Origin of the sequence: Streptomyces olivochromogenes, assembly GCF_021538895.1 — a bacterium.
Taxonomy (GTDB): domain Bacteria; phylum Actinomycetota; class Actinomycetes; order Streptomycetales; family Streptomycetaceae; genus Streptomyces; species Streptomyces olivochromogenes_A.
Window position 1 is genome coordinate 19829 of sequence record NZ_JADDRL010000034.1, and the last position, 17341, is coordinate 37169.

A 17341-nucleotide genomic window follows, 5' to 3' on the forward strand; every position below is an offset into this window, starting at 1 on the left:
CGGGCCGACCCGGCACGGCCGCGCCTGAAGCATCCCCCGGGGGCGGACGGCGACGGGGGCGACGGCGCGCGATGGCGGACACCAGGCTGATCCAGGGCCGGTACCGGCTGCTCGACCTGATCGGGCGGGGCGGAATGGGCGAGGTGTGGCGGGCCCGTGACGAGTCCCTGGGGCGGCACGTCGCCGTGAAATGCCTCAAGCCGCTGGGCCCGCAGCACGACCAGGCCTTCACCCGCGTGCTGCGCGAGCGGTTCCGGCGCGAGGCCCGGGTGGCCGCGGCCCTCTCCCACCGCGGGGTCACGGTCGTCCACGACTTCGGCGAGTACGAGGGCGTCCTCTACCTCGTCATGGAACTCCTGGAGGGCCGCAACCTCTGCCAGATGCTGGAGGACAACAAGCACCACCCGCTGACCGTGCCGGACGTCGTCGACATCGCCGAGCAGGTCGCCGCCGCCCTCGGCTACACCCACCAGCAGGGCATCGTGCACCGGGACCTGAAACCCGCGAACATCATGCGGCTGACCGACGGCACGGTGAAGATCTGCGACTTCGGCATCGCCCGGCTCGGCCACGACATCGGCTTCACCTCCCGGCTGACCGGCACCGGCATCGCGATGGGCACCCCGCACTACATGTCGCCGGAGCAGATCAGCGGCGGCGAGGTCGACCGGCGCAGCGACCTGTACTCGCTGGGCTGCGTGCTGTACGAGATCGCCACCGGGGTACCGCCGTTCGACCTGGACGACGCCTGGGCCATCCTCGTCGGCCACCGCGACACCCCGCCCCGCCCGCCACGCGGCCACCGCGCCGAGCTCCCCGAGTACCTGGAGCGGATCATCCTCGACCTGCTCGCCAAACGGCCGGAGCAACGCCCCGACGACGCGCGCGAGGTGGGCCGCCGGATCACGGCCGGCCGGACGGCACCCGCGTACGTGCCGACAGTGGTGACGCCCCAGCCGCGCCTCGTGCCCCCGGAGCCCACCGCCCGCGAGGTCCGGCTGCCGTCCTGGACCCGGGGCATGACCACCGGCCACAAGGCCACCGGCGCCGGGCTGCGCACCACCCCGCCGGACGCGGCGGCCGGACTGACCACCGAGTGGACGGCCCGCCCGGCCGGCGGCCCGGCCCCGGTGCCGGTACGTTCCGGCCCGTCGCCGCAGGCCGTCACCGCGCTCGTCGGCCGGCACAACGCGGCCCTCGCGCTGGGGCGGCTCGGCCGCTGGGCCGATGCGGGCGAGGCGCACCGCGCGGTCGCCGCCGACCGCGCCCGGCTGCTCGGCGCCGACCACCCCGACACCCTCGCCAGCCGCTACGAGCTCGCCTTCACGCTCAGCCGGACCGGCCGGGCCGCCGACGCCCTGCGCGAGTACACCGAGGTCGCCGCGGCGAGAGAGCGGGCGCTGGGCGCCGACCACCCCGACACGCTGGCCGCCCGCCAGGAAACGGCCTTCGTCCTCGGCCAGTTGGGCCGGCACTTCGACGCCCATCAGGCCTACACCGCGGTGCTGGCCGCCCGGGAACGCGCCATGGGCCCCGACCACCCCGACACCCTGCGCTGCCGCCACAACCTCGCCTTCAACCTCAGCAGACTCGGCCGCCTGGACGACTCGTACCGCATGGCCCGCGAGGTGGCCGTCGCCCGCGCCCGGGTGCTCGGCGCCAACCACCCCGACACCCTGGTCACCCGGTACGAAGTCGCCTACGCGCTCGGTCAGTTGGGCCGCTGGGAGGAAGCCCTGCGCAGCTACCGCGAGGTCGCCGAGGCCCGTGCCCAGGCCCTCGGCCCGGACCACGCCGACACGCTCGCCGCCCGCTACGAGGTCGGCATCAGCCTCGGCCGCCTCGGCCGCAGCGCCGAGGCGCTCACGCTCTACCGCCAACTGGTCGACGACCGCACCCGGGTGCACGGCCCGGCCCACCCCGAGACGCTGCGCGCCCGGCACGGCCTCGGCGTCAACCTCGGCCGGCTCGGCCGCTGGGAGGAAGCCCTCGCCGAGTCGCGTGACGTGTGCGCCATCCGCGGCCGGATCCTGGGCCCCGACCACCCCGACACCCTGGTCAGCCGGCGGGAGGTCGCGGTGGGCCTGGGCTGGCTCGGCCGCTGGCCGGACGCGCTCGCCGAGTACCGCCGCGTCGCCACCGCCCGTGAGCGCGTGCTCGGCGCCGACCACCCCGACACCCTCGCCAGCCGCAACGACGAGGCCCACTGCCTGGAACAGCTCGGCCGCGGCGCCGAGGCCGACGAGCTGTACCGCAGGGTGGCGGTACTGCGCCGGCAGCGGGCGTCCGGCGGCCGGTGAGACACCCGTCCCGACGGGTGCATCACGCGCCCTGACCCGCTTCCCCCGCACGGCGTCCGGGCTGCCGCTGGCATGTGCCCGGGGTATTTCGCCTGATTGGCGGTGCCCAGAGCCGTGCCCGGCCTGAGAGCGTGGCGCCTGTCCCGGTGGAGTCAGCCCCGGTGACCGGCCACTCGGCCACCGGTGAGATCCCTCCCCCCCACACACACAGGCGTCGCCCGCGCCGGTTTCCCCTCTTCGGCCCCGCGACCGCCCGCACAGCACCAGGAGTCAAACGTGCGTGTCATGATCCAGATGCGTCCCGCGCCCGATGTGGTCGAGGCCGTCATCGATCCCTCCGTCAGAACCACCGCCGCCGACGTCGCCGGCCCGATCCCCGGCGTCGCGCTGGACCCGGACTACGAGCCCGTGCCGGTGCCCCGGCCCCAGCCCGCCGCACCGGGCGGCGACCCCCTGTCCCTGGAGTCCATGACCTTCTCCATGACCCCGGAGCGGGCCACCGTCCTCGTGCGCGGCGAGATCCAGGACTACGACGTGGCCAGCCGCTACGCGATGCTCGGCCTCGCCCGCCCGGACATCGTCGCCATCTCCTCCGACCCGGTCATCGAGTCCATGCCGACCTGCGGCGGCGACGGCCCGGTGGGGGACTGGCACGACGTCCAGAACAAGCTGACCGACCACCTGAAGTCGGAGGGCATGGACGGCGAGGGCGTCGCCCTGGCCATCCTCGACACGGGCATCAACGTCGCCCACGTGTCCGAGGTGCTCGGCCAGCCGGTCACCGTCGACGAGAGCCGCAGCTGGAAGCCCTCCGGGGTCACCGGCAACTTCGGCCAGTTCCCGGTGGACCACGGCTCGATGTGCGCCTTCGACACCCGGATCACCGCCCCGCGGGCCACGCTCCTCGACCTGCCCGTGCTGCTGTCGACGAAGCCCGTCATCCTCGGGCTGCTCTCCGACGCCGTCGCGGCCTTCGCGCACCTGCGCAACGTGCTGGACGCGATGCCGCAGGAACAGCGCGCGCTCGTGGTCAGCAACAGCTGGGGCTCCTTCAAGCCCACCTGGGACTTCCCGCCCGGTCACCCCGGTAACTACTCGGACAACCCCGCGCACCCCTTCAACCTGTCCGTCAGCGCCCTCGAACAGGCCGGGGCGGACATCCTGTTCGCGGCCGGCAACTGCGGCCGGGAGTGCCCCGACGGCCGCTGCGGCTTCCCCGACCGCCCCATCAACGGGGCCAACTCGCACCCCCGCGTCCTGTCCGTGGGCGGCGTCGACACCCGGGGCGCCCGGGTCGGCTACTCCTCCCAGGGCCCCGGACGGCTCAGCCGACGCAAGCCGGACATCTGCACGTACACCCACTTCGCCGGATCCAAGGCGTTCGGCCCGAACGAGCCGGACTCCGGGACCTCGGCGGCCACCCCCGTCGCGGCCGGTGTCGTGGCCGCGATCCGCTCCCAGCTGCCGGTCGGCGAACTCTCCCCGGCCGAGATGCGCACGCTGCTCCGCCGAACGGCCGACGACCTCGGGATGGCCGGCTACGACTTCGACTACGGCTACGGCACGATCGACGCGGCGGCCATCGTCGAGGCGGTGCGCCGGCGCAGGAAGAACGGCCGTCATCACTGAGGAGCAGCCATGACCCAGGGTCCCGTCGTCCTCGTCACGGTGACGCTGCCGGCCGGGGCGACGCTCGGCGACGCCCTGCGCCGGTACGACCTCACCCCTGACCAGGTCGACCAGGAGTACGGACTCGTGTCCGTGGATCCGGCCCAGGGTCTGTACGCCCTGCTGGTCACCGCCGACGCCGCCGAGCGCATCACGGGCACTCCCGGCACCCCCGGCGCGGCGGGCCCGTACGCCAATCCGAGCATCGAGCCGTACGGCCCGCCGCAGCCGGGACCCGCCCGCGGCGACGACGAAGGGTGACCGGCCCGCCCGCGGGCCCGGCCGATCATGGCCGGGCCCCCGGGCGCACCGTGCTCTCGCCAGCGCGGATCATCGCGTGTTACCAAGAACCATGCCTGCACACGAGGGAAACCGGACGTACGACGCCGTGATCGTCGGCGGTGGCCACAACGGCCTGGTCGCCGCCGCCTACCTGGCCCGGGCCGGACGGTCCGTGCTGGTCCTGGAACGGCTGGACCACACCGGCGGCGCGGCCGTCTCGACGCGACCCTTCGCCGGGGTGGAAGCCCGGCTGTCCCGCTACTCCTATCTGGTCAGCCTGCTGCCGCAGAAGATCGTGCGCGACCTCGGCCTGGACTTCCGTGTCCGGGGCCGCACCATCTCCTCGTACACCCCGGTGGAGCGGGACGGCCGTCCCACGGGGCTGCTCGTCGGTGGCGGGGAGGGACGCACCCGCGAGGCCTTCGCCCGGCTGACCGGCGGCGAGCGCGAGTACGCGTCCTGGCAGCGCTTCTACGCCATGACGACCCGGGTCGCCGAGCGCGTCTTCCCCACCCTCACCGAACCCCTGCCCACGCGCGAGGAACTGCGCCGTCGCGTCGACGACGAGGACGCCTGGCAGGACTTGTTCGAGCGGCCGATCGGCGCCGCGATCGAGGAGAACTTCACCGACGACCTGGTGCGGGGCGTGGTCCTCACCGACGCCCTCATCGGCACCTTCGCCGACGCGCACGACGCCTCCCTGCGGCAGAACCGCTGCTTCCTCTACCACGTCATCGGCGGCGGCACCGGCGCCTGGGACGTGCCGGTCGGCGGCATGGGCGCCCTGACCGACGCGCTGGCCGCCGCCGCACGGGCCGCCGGCGCGGTGATCGCCACCGGTCACGAGGCGCTGCGTATCGAGACGGACGGGCGGACGGCCGAGATCACCTACCGCACCGCCGACGGCGAGGGCGTCGCCGCCGCCCGGCACGTCCTGGTGAACGCCTCCCCGCAGGAACTGGCCGCCCTCACCGGCGACGAGGCGCCCACGCCCACCGAGGGCGCCCAGCTCAAGGTGAACATGCTCCTCAAGCGGCTGCCCCGGCTGCGGGACACCTCCGTCGACCCGAGGGAGGCGTTCGCCGGCACCTTCCACATCGCCGAGGGATACGGCCAACTGGCCGCCGCCCACGCCCAGGCCGCGTCCGGCGAGCTGCCCGCCGCGCCGCCCTCCGAGATCTACTGCCACTCCCTGACCGACCCCACGATCCTCGGCCCGGAACTGGTCGAACGCGGCTACCAGACCCTCACCCTGTTCGGCCTGCACACGCCCGCCCGGCTCTTCGCCCGGGACAACGACGCCGTACGCGACGCGCTCCTGAAGTCCACACTCGCCCAGCTCGACGTCCACCTCGCCGAACCGCTCGCCGACTGTCTGGCCACCGACGCCGACGGCCGCCCCTGCATCGAGGCGAAGACCCCGCTGGACCTCGAACGCGACCTGCGCCTGCCCGGCGGCAACATCTTCCACCGAGACCTCGCCTGGCCGTACGCCCAGGAGGACACCGGCCGCTGGGGCGTGGAGACCCGGCACGCCAACGTCCTGCTGTGCGGGGCGGGCGCGGTGCGCGGCGGAGGGGTGAGCGGGGTGCCGGGGCACAACGCGGCGATGGCGGTACTGGAGCCCGCCGCGCCCACGGACTGATCGCCGACGGCCTTGCCGCCGGACAGGACCTAGTCGGCCGACGGCTCCCAGCCGACGGGCACGAGGCGCGCCCCGTCCGTCGGGCGCGCCTCGTCGAACACCACCGTGTCGCCCGCCTCCACCCGCAGGGCGTCCACGTACACGCCCCGGCCGACATAGAGCCGGTCGGTCGTGCCGCGCCAGCGGAGGGCGAGGTGCCGGTCGGCCGGGAGCTCGGCGGTCAGCCGGTGCCAGACGCGCCCGGACCAGCCCGTGACGGTGCCGGCCGGGTGGTCCTGCGGGGCCTCGCCGTGCCGGACGGTCGTGAAGGGGACCGGCCGCCAGGTGGCGCCGTCGTCCGTGGAGGACTCCAGGGCGAGCAGGTCCGAGCGGGGCTCGGTGTCCCACCACAGGGCGCAGCGCAGGCGGGCGGCGCCGGCGGAGGTGTCGAGCGCCGGCAGGGTGAGCGTCGCGGTCGTGGCGTTCACCATGCCCGTGAACCAGGCCGTACGGCCGCGCGCCGGGTGGACGGGCACGGCACGCGCCAGGTTGTTGCCCGCGGCCACCCGGGGAGCGGAGCCGGAGCGCCAACCGCGCACCGGATGCACCGAGTTGCCGAGCACGACGAGGAAGGAGTCGGTCGACGGGTCGAGGACCAGCGAGGTTCCGGTGAAACCGGTGTGGCCCGCCGTGCGCGGGGTGGCCATCGCGCCCATGTACCAGTGCTGGTAGAGCTCGAAGCCGAGCCCGTGCTCGTCACCGGGGAAGGCGGTGTTGAAGTCGGTGAACATCAGCTCCACCGACTCCGGCCGAAGGATGCGCGCCCGGCCGTAGGCGCCGCCGTTGAGCAGGGTGCGGCCGAGTACGGCGAGGTCCCACGCGCAGGAGAACACCCCGGCGTGCCCCGCGACACCGCCGAGGCTGTACGCGTTCTCGTCGTGCACCTCGCCCCACACCAGTCCGCGGTCGAGCCCCGACCACGGCCTGCGCGCGTCCTCGGTCGCCGCGATCCCGGGCTTCCAGGAGGCGGGCGGGTTGTAGCGGGTGCGGCGCAGGCCGAGCGGGGCGGTGATGTCGTCGTGGAGGAGGACGTCCAGGGTGCGGCCGGTGATCCGCTCCAGCACCAGCTGGAGGGAGATCAGGTTCAGGTCCGAGTAGAGGTAGGCGGTGCCGGGCGGATTGAGCGGCGCCTCGTCGTAGATCAGGCGCAGCTTCGCCTCGTGCGTCGGCGCGTTGTACAGCGGGATCCAGGGGCGGAAGCCCGAGGTGTGGGTGAGCAGTTGACGAATCGTCATGCCCTGCTTGCCCGCGGCCCCGAATTCCGGGACGTACGAGGCGACCGGCGCCTCCAGCTCCAGGGCGCCCCGCTCCAGCTGCCGCACGGCGAGCAGCGAGGTGAACAGCTTGGAGACGGAGGCCAGGTCGAAGACCGTGTCCTCGGCCATGGGGATCTGCCCCTCGGCCGGGAACTCGACGCCGGTGTCGGTCTTCTCGTCGTACGCCACGTAGCGCACCGCCATGCCGATGGGCCGGTGCAGGGCCACGGTGCCGCCGCGCCCGGCGAGCAGTACGGCGCCCGCGTACCAGGGGTGTTTGGGGGACGGGCCGAGGAACGTCTCGGCGTCCGTGACGAGTTGCCGCAGGTGCGGGGCGAGGAGTCCGGCGCGCTCCGGTGTGCCGTGGCGCAGGGTGGGGTGGCCGGACGCGGACTTCGGCGCCGCCGCGGCGGCGGGGCCGGCCGGGAAGGGGGCGAGCGTCAGCGCGCCGCCCAGGGCCAGGGCGGCACGGCCCAGTTGGCGGCGTGTCGGCCCGCGGCCGTCGCCCGTGTCCCGGTCCGCCGCGTCTTCGGCCATCGAGGAGCCTCCCGTCGTAGCGCCGCTGAAACCCTCGTGCCGCCTGTGCAGGGTGTCAACAGGGCCGCCCTGAAGTCGACGTGAAGTCGCCGCCCGGACCGCCGCCCGCGACATCCGGCGGCGCGTCGCCCGGACCGCAGAAATCTGACGGTGTATCAGAATAGGCCTTCCGTCGTCCGGAGGACTGCGGCATCCTGCGCCCATGCAGACGGAGCTGAGCAAGCAACTGGGAGTCGAGCACGCCGTCTTCGGCTTCACGCCGTTCCCCGCCGTCGCCGCGGCCATCAGCCGGGCCGGCGGCTTCGGAGTGCTCGGCGCGGTCCGCTACACGGCCCCCGACGACCTCAAACGCGACCTCGACTGGATCGAGGCGCACGCCGAGGGCAGGCCCTACGGGCTGGACGTCGTGATGCCCGCCAAGAAGGTCGAGGGCGTGACCGAGGCCGACGTGGAGGCGATGATCCCCGAGGGGCACCGGGCGTTCGTCCAGGAGACCCTCACCAAGTACGGCGTGCCCGAGCTGGCGCGGGGGGAGGCCTCCGGCTGGCGCATCACCGGCTGGATGGAGCAGGTGGCCCGCACCCAGCTCGACGTCGCCTTCGACTATCCGATCAAGCTGCTCGCCAACGCCCTCGGCTCCCCGCCCGCCGACATCGTGGCCCGCGCCCACGACCGGGGCGTGCTCGTCGCGGCGCTCGCGGGCAGCGCCCGGCACGCCCGCAAGCACCAGGAGGCGGCCATCGACATCGTCGTGGCCCAGGGCTACGAGGCCGGCGGCCACACGGGCGAGATCGCCTCCATGGTGCTGACACCCGAGGTCGTCGAGGCCGTCGACCCGCTGCCCGTACTGGCGGCGGGCGGCATCGGCAGCGGACAGCAGGTGGCCGCGGCCCTCGCGCTCGGCGCCCAGGGAGTGTGGCTGGGCTCCCTGTGGCTGACCACGACCGAGGCCGAGCTCCACTCGCCCGCCCTGACCCGCAAACTCCTCGCCGCAGGGTCCGGCGACACCGTCCGCTCCCGGGCCCTGACCGGGAAGCCGGCCCGCCAGCTGCGCACCGAATGGACCGACGCCTGGGACGACCCCGGCGGGCCCGGCACCCTCCCGATGCCCCTGCAGGGCCTGCTGGTCGCCGAGGCCGTCTCGCGCATCCAGAAGTACGAGGTCGAGCCGCTGCTCGGCACACCCGTCGGTCAGATCGTCGGCCGGATGACCAGCGAACGCAGCGTCCGGGCCGTCTTCGACGACCTCACCCGCGGCTTCGAGGAAGCCGTGGACCGTATCAACCGCATCGCCGGAAGGAGCGGCCAGTGAGCACACCCCCCACCGGCTTCTGGGCCCAGGCCACCGAGGACCCCGACCGCGGCGTCCTCGTCGCCCCCGACGGCGAGGAGTGGACCGCCGGACGACTGCACGCCGCCGCCAACCGGCTCGTGCACGGCCTGCGCGCCGCGGGCCTGGAACGCGGCGACGCGTTCGCCGTCGTCCTGCCCAACGGCGTCGAGTTCTTCACGGCGTATCTCGCCGCCTCCCAGGCCGGGTTCTATCTCGTCCCGGTCAACCACCACCTGGTCGGACCGGAGATCGCCTGGATCGTCTCCGACTCCGGCGCCAAGGTGCTCGTCGCGCACGAGCGGTTCGCGGAGCCCGCCCGGCACGCCGCCGACGAGGCGGGACTCCCGGCGACGCACCGGTACGCCGTCGGCACGGTCGAGGGCTTCAGGCCGTACGCCGAACTCCTTGACGGACAACCGGACTCCGCGCCCGCCGACCGCACCCTCGGCTGGGTCATGAACTACACCTCGGGCACCACCGGCCGCCCGCGCGGCATCCGGCGCCCGCTGCCCGGAAAGGCCCCCGAAGAGTCCTACCTCGGTGGCTTCCTCGGCATCTTCGGCATCAAGCCCTTCGACGACAACGTGCACCTCGTCTGCTCACCGCTGTACCACACGGCCGTCCTGCAGTTCGCGGGCGCGTCGCTGCACATCGGCCACCGGCTGGTGCTGATGGACAAGTGGACGCCCGAGGAGATGCTCCGCCTCATCGACACCCACGACTGCACGCACACCCATATGGTCCCGACCCAGTTCCACCGGCTCCTCGCCCTGCCGCAGGACACCAGGCAGGCGTACGACGTCTCGTCCATGCGGCACGCCATCCACGGCGCCGCCCCCTGCCCCGACCATGTGAAGCGGGCCATGATCGACTGGTGGGGCCACTGCGTGGAGGAGTACTACGCGGCCAGCGAGGGCGGCGGGGCCTTCGCGACCGCCGAGGACTGGCTGAAGAAGCCCGGCACCGTCGGCAAGGCCTGGCCGATCAGCGAACTCGCGATCTTCGACGACGACGGCAACCGGCTCCCGCCCGGCGAACTCGGCACCGTCTACCTGAAGATGAACACCGGCGGCTTCTCGTACCACAAGGACGAGGCCAAGACGAAGAAGAACCGCATCGGCGACTTCTTCACCGTCGGCGACCTCGGATACCTCGACGAGGACGGCTACCTCTTCCTCCGCGACCGCAAGATCGACATGATCATCTCGGGCGGGGTCAACATCTACCCCGCCGAGATCGAGTCCGCCCTGCTCGCCCACCCCGCCGTCGCCGACGCCGCCGCCTTCGGCATCCCGCACGACGACTGGGGCGAGGAGGTCAAGGCGGTCGTGGAGCCCGCGCCGGGCCACGAACCCGGGCCCGACCTGGCCGCCGCGCTGCTCGCCCACTGCGCCGGACAGCTCGCCGGGTACAAGCGCCCCAAGAGCGTCGACTTCATCGCCGAGATGCCCCGCGACCCCAACGGAAAGCTGTACAAGCGACGCCTGCGGGACCCGTACTGGGAGGGCCGCACCCGCCCGGTGTGATCGTCCGCCGCGCAGCCCCTGGCAGCCAGTGGCCCCGGGTCCTTGACCTCGCCCGCGCGGCGGACAGAGGATCATGTGTCATGACGCAGGCACAGGGCAGCACGGTCGACGGGGTGCTGCGGCGCAGCGCCCGGCGCACCCCCGCGCGCGTCGCGGTGGAGTACGGCGACCGCACATGGACGTACGCGGAACTCGACGAGGCCGTCTCCCGCGCGGCGGGTCTCCTCCTGGGCGAGGGCCTCGTCCCCGGCGACCGGGTCGGTGCCTACGGCCACAACTCCGACGCCTACCTGATCGCCTTCCTCGCCTGCTCCCGCGCGGGACTCGTGCACGTGCCGGTCAACCAGAACCTGACCGGGCAGGACCTCGCGTACATCGTCGGCCAGTCGGGCAGCACGCTGGTGCTCGCCGACCCGGGCCTCGCCGGTCAACTGCCGGGCGGCGTACGGGTGATGCCGCTGCGGGACGGCGACGACTCGTTCCTCGCGCGGCTCGCCACGACCGCGCCGTACGAGGGTCCCGAGCCGCGCACCGAGGACCTGGTGCAGCTGCTCTACACCTCCGGCACCACCGCGCTGCCCAAGGGCGCGATGATGACCCACCGCGCCCTGGTGCACGAGTACCTGAGCGCGATCGCCGCGCTCGACCTGAGCGCCGGCGACCGGCCCGCGCACGCCCTGCCGCTCTACCACTCGGCCCAGATGCACGTGTTCCTGCTGCCCTACCTCGCGGTCGGCGCGACCAACGTCATCCTGGCCGCGCCGGACGGGGACAGGCTCTTCGACCTGATCGAAGCCGGCCGCGTGGACAGCCTGTTCGCCCCGCCGACCGTGTGGATCGGCCTCACCCAGCGCCCCGACTTCGCCACCCGGGACCTGGGCGGCCTGCGCAAGGCCTACTACGGCGCGTCGATCATGCCGGTGCCCGTCCTGGAGCGGCTGCGCGAGCGGTTCCCGAAGCTCGCCCTGTACAACTGCTTCGGCCAGAGCGAGATCGGCCCGCTGGCCACCGTGCTCGGCCCCGACGAACACAAGGGCCGCCTGGACTCCTGCGGCCGCACCGTGCTCTTCGTGGACGCCCGCGTGGTCGACTCCGACGGCGAGGACGTGCCCGACGGCACGCCCGGTGAAATCGTCTACCGCTCACCGCAGTTGTGCGAGGGCTACTGGGAGAAGATCGAGGAGACCGTCGAGGCCTTTCGCGACGGCTGGTTCCACTCGGGGGACATGGCCGTGCGGGACGAGCACGGCTACTTCACGATCGTCGACCGGGTCAAGGACGTCATCAACTCCGGTGGCGTACTGATCGCTTCACGCCAGGTCGAGGACGCCCTCTACACACACGAGGCCGTCGCCGAGGCCGCCGTGATCGGCCTCCCCGACGAGCGCTGGATCGAGGCCGTCACGGCGGTGGTCGTGCGGCGCGCCGAGGTCACCGAGGACGAACTCATCGCCCACGCCCGCGAGAAGCTGCCGCCCTTCAAGGCACCGAAACGGATCCTGTTCGTCGACGCGCTGCCGCGCAACGCGAGCGGCAAGATCCTCAAACGGGAACTGCGGGACCGCTTCGGGGACTAGGGCCTCTCGTTTGGATCATGCCGGGCTCGCGAATCGAGCGCCTCGCGAGTGGCGCGGCCGAGGATGGCGCCGACCGGGTCGTCGGCGTACGTCAGTCGGCCATGTGAACCGATTCCCGTGTGAGGTGTCCGCGTGCCCGCCTCCTGCGCACCGCCGACCACGCCCCGGTGGGTGATCCTCGTCCTGGCCCTCGCCTGCGGCGTGGGCGTCTCCACCATCTACTTCCCGCAGGCCATCAGCTCGCTGGTGGCCGCCGACCTGAACGTCACGGCGGGCTCGGCGGCCCTCGTGGTCACCGCGGCCCAACTCGGCTACGCGGCCGGCATCTTCCTGATCGTCCCGCTGGGCGACCGGCTGCCGCCCCGCCGGCTCATCGTCACGCTGCTCGCCCTGACCGCCCTCGGACTGCTCGCCGCCGGAACCGCCCCCACACTCCCGGTCCTGGTCGCCGCGAGCGCGGTCACCGGCGTCACCACGGTCGTGCCGCAGATCATCATCCCGATGGCCGCCGGCCTGGTCCCCGCCGACCGGCGCGGCGCGGTCACCGGCACGCTCCTCAGCGGCCTGATCGGCGGCATCCTGCTGGCCCGCACCTTCAGCGGCACCCTCGGCGCATGGCTGGGCTGGCGCGCCCCCTACCTGGTGGCCTCGGCGGCCCTCCTCGCCCTCGCGGCGGCCCTGTCCCGCGTGGTCCCGGCCACGACCCCGCCGTCGCGGGAGCGCTACCGGGAGCTCATCGCCGCCCCCGTGCGGCTGTGGCGCGAGGAGCCCGACCTGCGCCGCTCCTGCCTCTACCAGGCCATGGTCTTCGCCGGCTTCAGCGCCGCCTGGACCACGCTCACCCTGCTCGTGACCGGACCGGCGTACGGCAGGGGAGCGCAGGCCGTGGGCGTGCTGGGCCTGGTCGGCGCCGCGAGCATGTTCTGCACGCCGTTCGCCGGCCGCGCGGCCGACCGCACGGGGTCCGACGCCGTGAGCCTGTGCTCGCTGCTCGGGGTCATCGGCTCGGCGGGCGTGCTCACGCTCGGCGGCACCGGCGGCGCCGCCGGGCTGGTCGCGCTGGCCGGCGGCATGGTGCTGCTCGACGTGGCGGCCCAGTGCGGGCAGGTCGCCAACCAGGCGCGGATCTTCTCGCTGCGGCCCCAGGCCCGGGCCCGCGTCAACACGGCCTACATGACGTGCGCGTTCCTCGGGGGCAGCGCGGGCTCGTGGCTGGGCGTGCGGGCGTACGGGTGGCTGGGGTGGCCGGGCGTGACGGGGCTGGTGGCGCTGTCGGCGTCGGTCGCGCTGGTCCGGCACGCGACCTGGGACCGGGGCCGCACGGCCAACGCCGCCGAGGAGGCCGTACCGACCGGCCTCACCCGGTGACCCGCCGGCCGCGCCGGTGCGGTCACGCGCGGTGAGGCCACAAGAAGTCCGGTTCCATACCCGACACGGCTGCCGTCACCACGTCCGCCGTTCACGGCGCACGCGCACACAACAGACATGCGCTGCTGCTTCTCCGCTCCCCTCGCCGCCCTCGCGGCCGTCCCCGGTCCCTGTGAGGTACTGCGCTCCGGCCTGCTGCTCGCCCCCGCCCTGCTGCGGGCCGCCGCCGCACACCGCCTCCGTCCCCGTCACCCCCACCCCGTCGCAGCCGTCCACCTGGAACTGGTCACCCTCACCGAGGACCGCGCCGTCATCACCTGGTACACCGGCGTGCCCGGCACCGACGACGGCCTGGGCCGTATGCTGCCCGCCGTCACGGAGGGTGAAGTCGTCTACGGCACCCACCCCGCCCGCCTCCACCGCACCGCGGGCGAGGACCGGCCCACCGCACACCACCACGTAGAGCTCACCGGCCTGGAGCCCGGGCAGACGTACTACTACCAGGCCCGCTCGCGGGGCGTGGCCGCCGTGCCCACACCGCTGCACCTGGTGCGCGGCAACGCCGCGGGCACCTCACGGCACGGCCTCGGCTCGCACGGCGGCCCGTACTCCTTCACCACCCCCGAGCCCCCGCCCGGCCGCCACCTCCTGTCCCTCGCGCTCTGCAACGACCTGCACCTCGGCGAGACCACCGCCGGCCTGGTGGGTGGCATCCCCCTGCTGCGCGGGGTCTCCCAGCGCCCGGGACTCGCCCCGTACCCGGAGATCATGAGCCGGGCCCTGGTCGACGAGGCCCGCCGCCGCGGGGCGGACCTGCTGCTGGCCGCGGGCGACCTCTCGGCCGGCGGCGCGCCGCGCGACCTGGCCGAGGCCAGACGGATCCTGGACGGCTTCGGCGACCACGGGCGGGACTACTTCGTCGTCCGCGGCAACCACGACCGGCCCCGCCCCGAGCGGGGCGGGCGCGCGGGCGACGGCCGCGACGCCTTCCGCCGGGACTTCGGCGAGGAGGACGGCCCCGGATACTTCGCCCGGGACGTGGCCGGACTGCGGATCATCGGCCTGGACACGTACGAGAAACGCGGCAACGGCGCCGACGCGGGCGGGCTCGGTGCCGAGCAACTGTCCTGGCTCCGGCGCCGGTTGCGCGGGAACGCGGAACAGCCCACGGTGGTCTTCGGCCACCACCCGCTGACCGTGCGCGACTCCCTCTTCCCGGTGAGCGCCGGGCAGCGCCTCGGCCGCCGCCAGGCCCGCTCGATCCTGGAGGCCTACGCCGCCGCCCCGGGCGTCTTCCTGCACCACGCCGGCCACACCCACCGCAACAAGCGCACCGTCCTGCCGCTCGCCCCGCATGTCACCCTCCAGGAGGTCGGCGCCGCCAAGGAATATCCGGGCGGGTTCAGCCTGCTGCGGATCCACTCCGGCGGCTACGCCCTGAACTTCTACAAGGCGCGCGGCGCCGAGGCCCTGGACTGGAGCGAGCGCAGCCGCCGGATGGCCGGGGGACTGTGGCCGCACCACGCGCTCGGCCGCTCGGTCGCCGACCGCAACAGCGTGGCGGCCCACGACCTGTCCGGAATCACCCGCCCGGCCGCGCCGCGGGCACCCCGTTCACCCCAAGGGATGACGCCCGCCACGAACCACCGCCCGGCCCTGGCCCAGGGGGCGGCACCTCCGTAACCTCGGCACATGTCGACCCTGTGGGAACTCATGCACGACTGCATCCCCGACGACCACGCTCGCCAAGTCAATTCCCGCTACTACCTCGACGAGGCCATGAGCTCCGCGGGGGCGCCGGACCGGGTGGTCGACCTCGGCTGCGGCAGGGGCACGTCCGCCGGTCTCTTCCGGCGACACGATCCGAAGGTGCGCTGGGTGGGAGTCGACATCCGCGACTCACCGGAGGCCCACCAGCGCCGGCCCGGCCAGGACCCGGTGGTGTACTACGACGGCGTCCGCCTCCCGTTCCGCACGGACGGCGTGCCGCTCATCTACTCGCACCAGGTGTTCGAACACGTCGCCCGCCCCAGGGAGCTCCTGCGGGAGGTGGGCCGGGTCCTGCGACCGGGCGGGCTGTTCATCGGCAGCACCTCGCAGTTCGAGCCCTACCACTCCTTCAGCCTGTGGAACTACACGCCGTACGGATTCCGCGTGCTGGTCGAGGAGGCCGGGCTCGCCCTGGACGAGATCCGGCCCTCCCTCGACGGCGTGACCCTGATCATGCGCACCTACCACCCCACCCGGAAGAAGCAGTACGGCCGCTACTGGGAGGAGGAGTCCCCGCTCAACACGGAGATCGACACCTGGGCGCGAAAGACGCGGCGGCGGACGGCGCTGGTGAACCTGCGCAAGCTCACCTTCTGCGGCCAGTTCGCGTTCCGGGTGACCAAACCCGCCTCCCGCGCCTGACGCCGCCGCCCTCAGCCACGCTGCCGCAGGTCCACGATGCGCCGGATCTTGCCCACGGACCGTTCCAGGGACTCCGGCTCGACGATCTCGACCGCGACGGACACGCCGATGCCGTCCTTCACGGCGGCGGCGATGCTCCGGGCGGCCGACTTCCGCGTCTCGGCGCTCGCGTCGGGCCGCGCCTCGGCCCGCACCGTGAGCGCGTCCAGACGGCCCTCCCGGGTCAGACGCAGCTGGAAGTGCGGCGCGACCCCCGGCGTACGCAGCACGATCTCCTCGATCTGCGTCGGGAACAGGTTGACCCCGCGCAGGATCACCATGTCGTCGCTGCGCCCGGTGATCTTCTGCATCCGCCGGAACACCCGGGCCGTGCCCGGCAGCAGCCGGGTCAGGTCCCGGGTCCGGTAACGGATGACCGGCATGGCCTCCTTGGTGAGCGAGGTGAAGACCAGTTCGCCCTCCTCGCCCTGAGGCAGCACCTCGCCCGTGATCGGGTCGACGACCTCCGGGAAGAAGTGGTCCTCCCAGATGTGCAGGCCGTCCTTCGTCTCCACGCACTCCTGGGCGACACCCGGGCCGATCACCTCCGACAGCCCGTACAGGTCGACCGCGTCGATCGCGAACCGCTCCTCGATCTCGCGCCGCATCTGCTCGGTCCACGGCTCGGCGCCGAACACGCCGACCCGCAGCGAGGTGCTCCGCGGGTCCACACCCTGCCGTTCGAACTCGTCGAGCAGCGTCAGCATGTACGAGGGGGTGACCATGATGATGCCGGGTTCGAGGTCCTGGATCAGCTGCACCTGGCGGGCCGTCATGCCGCCGGACGCGGGGACGACCGTACAGCCGAGGCGTTCGGCGCCGTAGTGGGCGCCCAGACCGCCGGTGAACAGCCCATAGCCGTACGCCACATGAACGGTGTCGCCGGGCCGGCCGCCCGCCGCCCGGATCGAGCGCGCCACCATGTCCGCCCACATGGACAGGTCGTTCTCCGTGTAGCCGACCACCGTGGGGCGTCCGGTGGTGCCGCTCGACGCGTGGATGCGGCGAATACGGTCGCGGGGCACGGCGAACATGCCGTACGGGTAGTTCTCCCGCAGGTCGGCCTTGGTGGTGAAGGGGAAGCGGGCCAGGTCGTCCAGCGAGCGGCAGTCCTCCGGCCGGACTCCGGCCTTGTCGAAGGAGGCCCGGTAGAAGGGCACGTTCTCGTACGCGTGCCGCAGCGAGGACCGCAGCCGCTCCAGTTGCAGCGCTCTGAGTGCCTCCGCGTCCAGCCGTTCCCCCGGGTCGAACAGCTCCGTCGCATCCGCCATGGGGGCCACTCCCTCGCCGATCGTGCCGATTCGGGCGACCGATCATTCGGTCGATCTGTCCGGGACAGTAATCCAGGCCACCGGGACC

At 73.3% G+C, this 17341-nt stretch carries 12 protein-coding genes; 10 read left to right on the plus strand and 2 right to left on the minus strand.

The window, feature by feature from the left end; genetic code table 11:
* Positions 1–71 precede the first annotated feature (71 nt).
* The 4 genes from IPZ69_RS18955 to IPZ69_RS18970 all read left to right on the plus strand — a co-directional run bounded on the left by IPZ69_RS18955 (position 72) and on the right by IPZ69_RS18970 (position 5895).
* Entirely contained in the window at positions 72–2300 is a 2229-nt protein-coding gene (locus IPZ69_RS18955) for a serine/threonine-protein kinase (protein ID WP_235455330.1), read from the plus strand.
* A gap of 285 nt (positions 2301–2585) precedes the next feature.
* Complete coding sequence (locus IPZ69_RS18960) at positions 2586–3929, plus strand: S8 family serine peptidase (RefSeq protein ID WP_235455365.1); 1344 nt, start codon at positions 2586–2588, stop codon at positions 3927–3929.
* Positions 3930–3938: 9 nt separating this feature from the next.
* Positions 3939–4229 (plus strand): hypothetical protein, encoded by a 291-nt coding sequence (locus IPZ69_RS18965; protein ID WP_235455331.1) that lies wholly within the window; start codon positions 3939–3941, stop codon positions 4227–4229.
* Between the two features lie 91 nt (positions 4230–4320).
* Positions 4321–5895: a phytoene desaturase family protein gene (locus tag IPZ69_RS18970; protein WP_235455332.1), complete on the plus strand. Its 1575-nt coding sequence runs from the start codon at positions 4321–4323 to the stop codon at positions 5893–5895.
* 29 nt (positions 5896–5924) lie between these two features.
* Here the strand turns inward: IPZ69_RS18970 and IPZ69_RS18975 are convergent, their stop codons facing one another.
* Complete coding sequence (locus IPZ69_RS18975; RefSeq protein WP_235455333.1) at positions 5925–7727, minus strand: serine hydrolase domain-containing protein; 1803 nt, start codon at positions 7725–7727, stop codon at positions 5925–5927.
* Positions 7728–7929: 202 nt separating this feature from the next.
* Here IPZ69_RS18975 and IPZ69_RS18980 point away from each other — a divergent pair, with 202 nt between their 5' ends.
* The 6 genes from IPZ69_RS18980 (at position 7930) to IPZ69_RS19005 (ending at position 15943) form a co-directional block, all read left to right on the plus strand.
* Complete coding sequence (locus tag IPZ69_RS18980) at positions 7930–9039, plus strand: nitronate monooxygenase (protein WP_235455334.1); 1110 nt, start codon at positions 7930–7932, stop codon at positions 9037–9039.
* Positions 9036–10586: an acyl-CoA synthetase gene (locus IPZ69_RS18985; RefSeq protein ID WP_235455335.1), complete on the plus strand. Its 1551-nt coding sequence runs from the start codon at positions 9036–9038 to the stop codon at positions 10584–10586. Before IPZ69_RS18980 ends, IPZ69_RS18985 begins: the two co-directional genes overlap by 4 nt.
* A gap of 80 nt (positions 10587–10666) precedes the next feature.
* On the plus strand, positions 10667–12163 hold the full coding sequence (locus IPZ69_RS18990) for an acyl-CoA synthetase (protein WP_235455336.1): 1497 nt from the start codon (positions 10667–10669) through the stop codon (positions 12161–12163).
* Between the two features lie 132 nt (positions 12164–12295).
* Entirely contained in the window at positions 12296–13531 is a 1236-nt protein-coding gene (locus IPZ69_RS18995) for an MFS transporter (RefSeq protein ID WP_235455337.1), read from the plus strand.
* Between the two features lie 117 nt (positions 13532–13648).
* Positions 13649–15214 carry a purple acid phosphatase family protein gene (locus IPZ69_RS19000; protein ID WP_235455338.1) on the plus strand — a complete coding sequence of 522 codons (1566 nt, stop codon included), beginning with the start codon at positions 13649–13651 and terminating at the stop codon, positions 15212–15214.
* A gap of 9 nt (positions 15215–15223) precedes the next feature.
* On the plus strand, positions 15224–15943 hold the full coding sequence (locus IPZ69_RS19005) for a class I SAM-dependent methyltransferase (protein ID WP_235455339.1): 720 nt from the start codon (positions 15224–15226) through the stop codon (positions 15941–15943).
* An 11-nt stretch (positions 15944–15954) separates the two neighbouring features.
* On the opposite strand, the gene paaK is transcribed toward IPZ69_RS19005, so the two are convergent.
* Positions 15955–17253 (minus strand): phenylacetate--CoA ligase PaaK, encoded by a 1299-nt coding sequence (gene paaK / locus IPZ69_RS19010; RefSeq protein WP_235455340.1) that lies wholly within the window; start codon positions 17251–17253, stop codon positions 15955–15957.
* Positions 17254–17341 lie beyond the last annotated feature (88 nt).

Coding starts and splice junctions, on each gene's coding strand:
- IPZ69_RS18955 (WP_235455330.1), top strand. CDS start 72: ATGGCGGACACCAGGCTGATCCAGGGCCGGTACCGGCTGCTCGACCTG.
- IPZ69_RS18960 (WP_235455365.1), top strand. CDS start 2,586: ATGATCCAGATGCGTCCCGCGCCCGATGTGGTCGAGGCCGTCATCGAT.
- IPZ69_RS18965 (WP_235455331.1), top strand. CDS start 3,939: ATGACCCAGGGTCCCGTCGTCCTCGTCACGGTGACGCTGCCGGCCGGG.
- IPZ69_RS18970 (WP_235455332.1), top strand. CDS start 4,321: ATGCCTGCACACGAGGGAAACCGGACGTACGACGCCGTGATCGTCGGC.
- IPZ69_RS18975 (WP_235455333.1), bottom strand. CDS start 7,727: ATGGCCGAAGACGCGGCGGACCGGGACACGGGCGACGGCCGCGGGCCG.
- IPZ69_RS18980 (WP_235455334.1), top strand. CDS start 7,930: ATGCAGACGGAGCTGAGCAAGCAACTGGGAGTCGAGCACGCCGTCTTC.
- IPZ69_RS18990 (WP_235455336.1), top strand. CDS start 10,667: ATGACGCAGGCACAGGGCAGCACGGTCGACGGGGTGCTGCGGCGCAGC.
- IPZ69_RS19000 (WP_235455338.1), top strand. CDS start 13,649: ATGCGCTGCTGCTTCTCCGCTCCCCTCGCCGCCCTCGCGGCCGTCCCC.
- IPZ69_RS19005 (WP_235455339.1), top strand. CDS start 15,224: ATGTCGACCCTGTGGGAACTCATGCACGACTGCATCCCCGACGACCAC.
- paaK (WP_235455340.1), bottom strand. CDS start 17,253: ATGGCGGATGCGACGGAGCTGTTCGACCCGGGGGAACGGCTGGACGCG.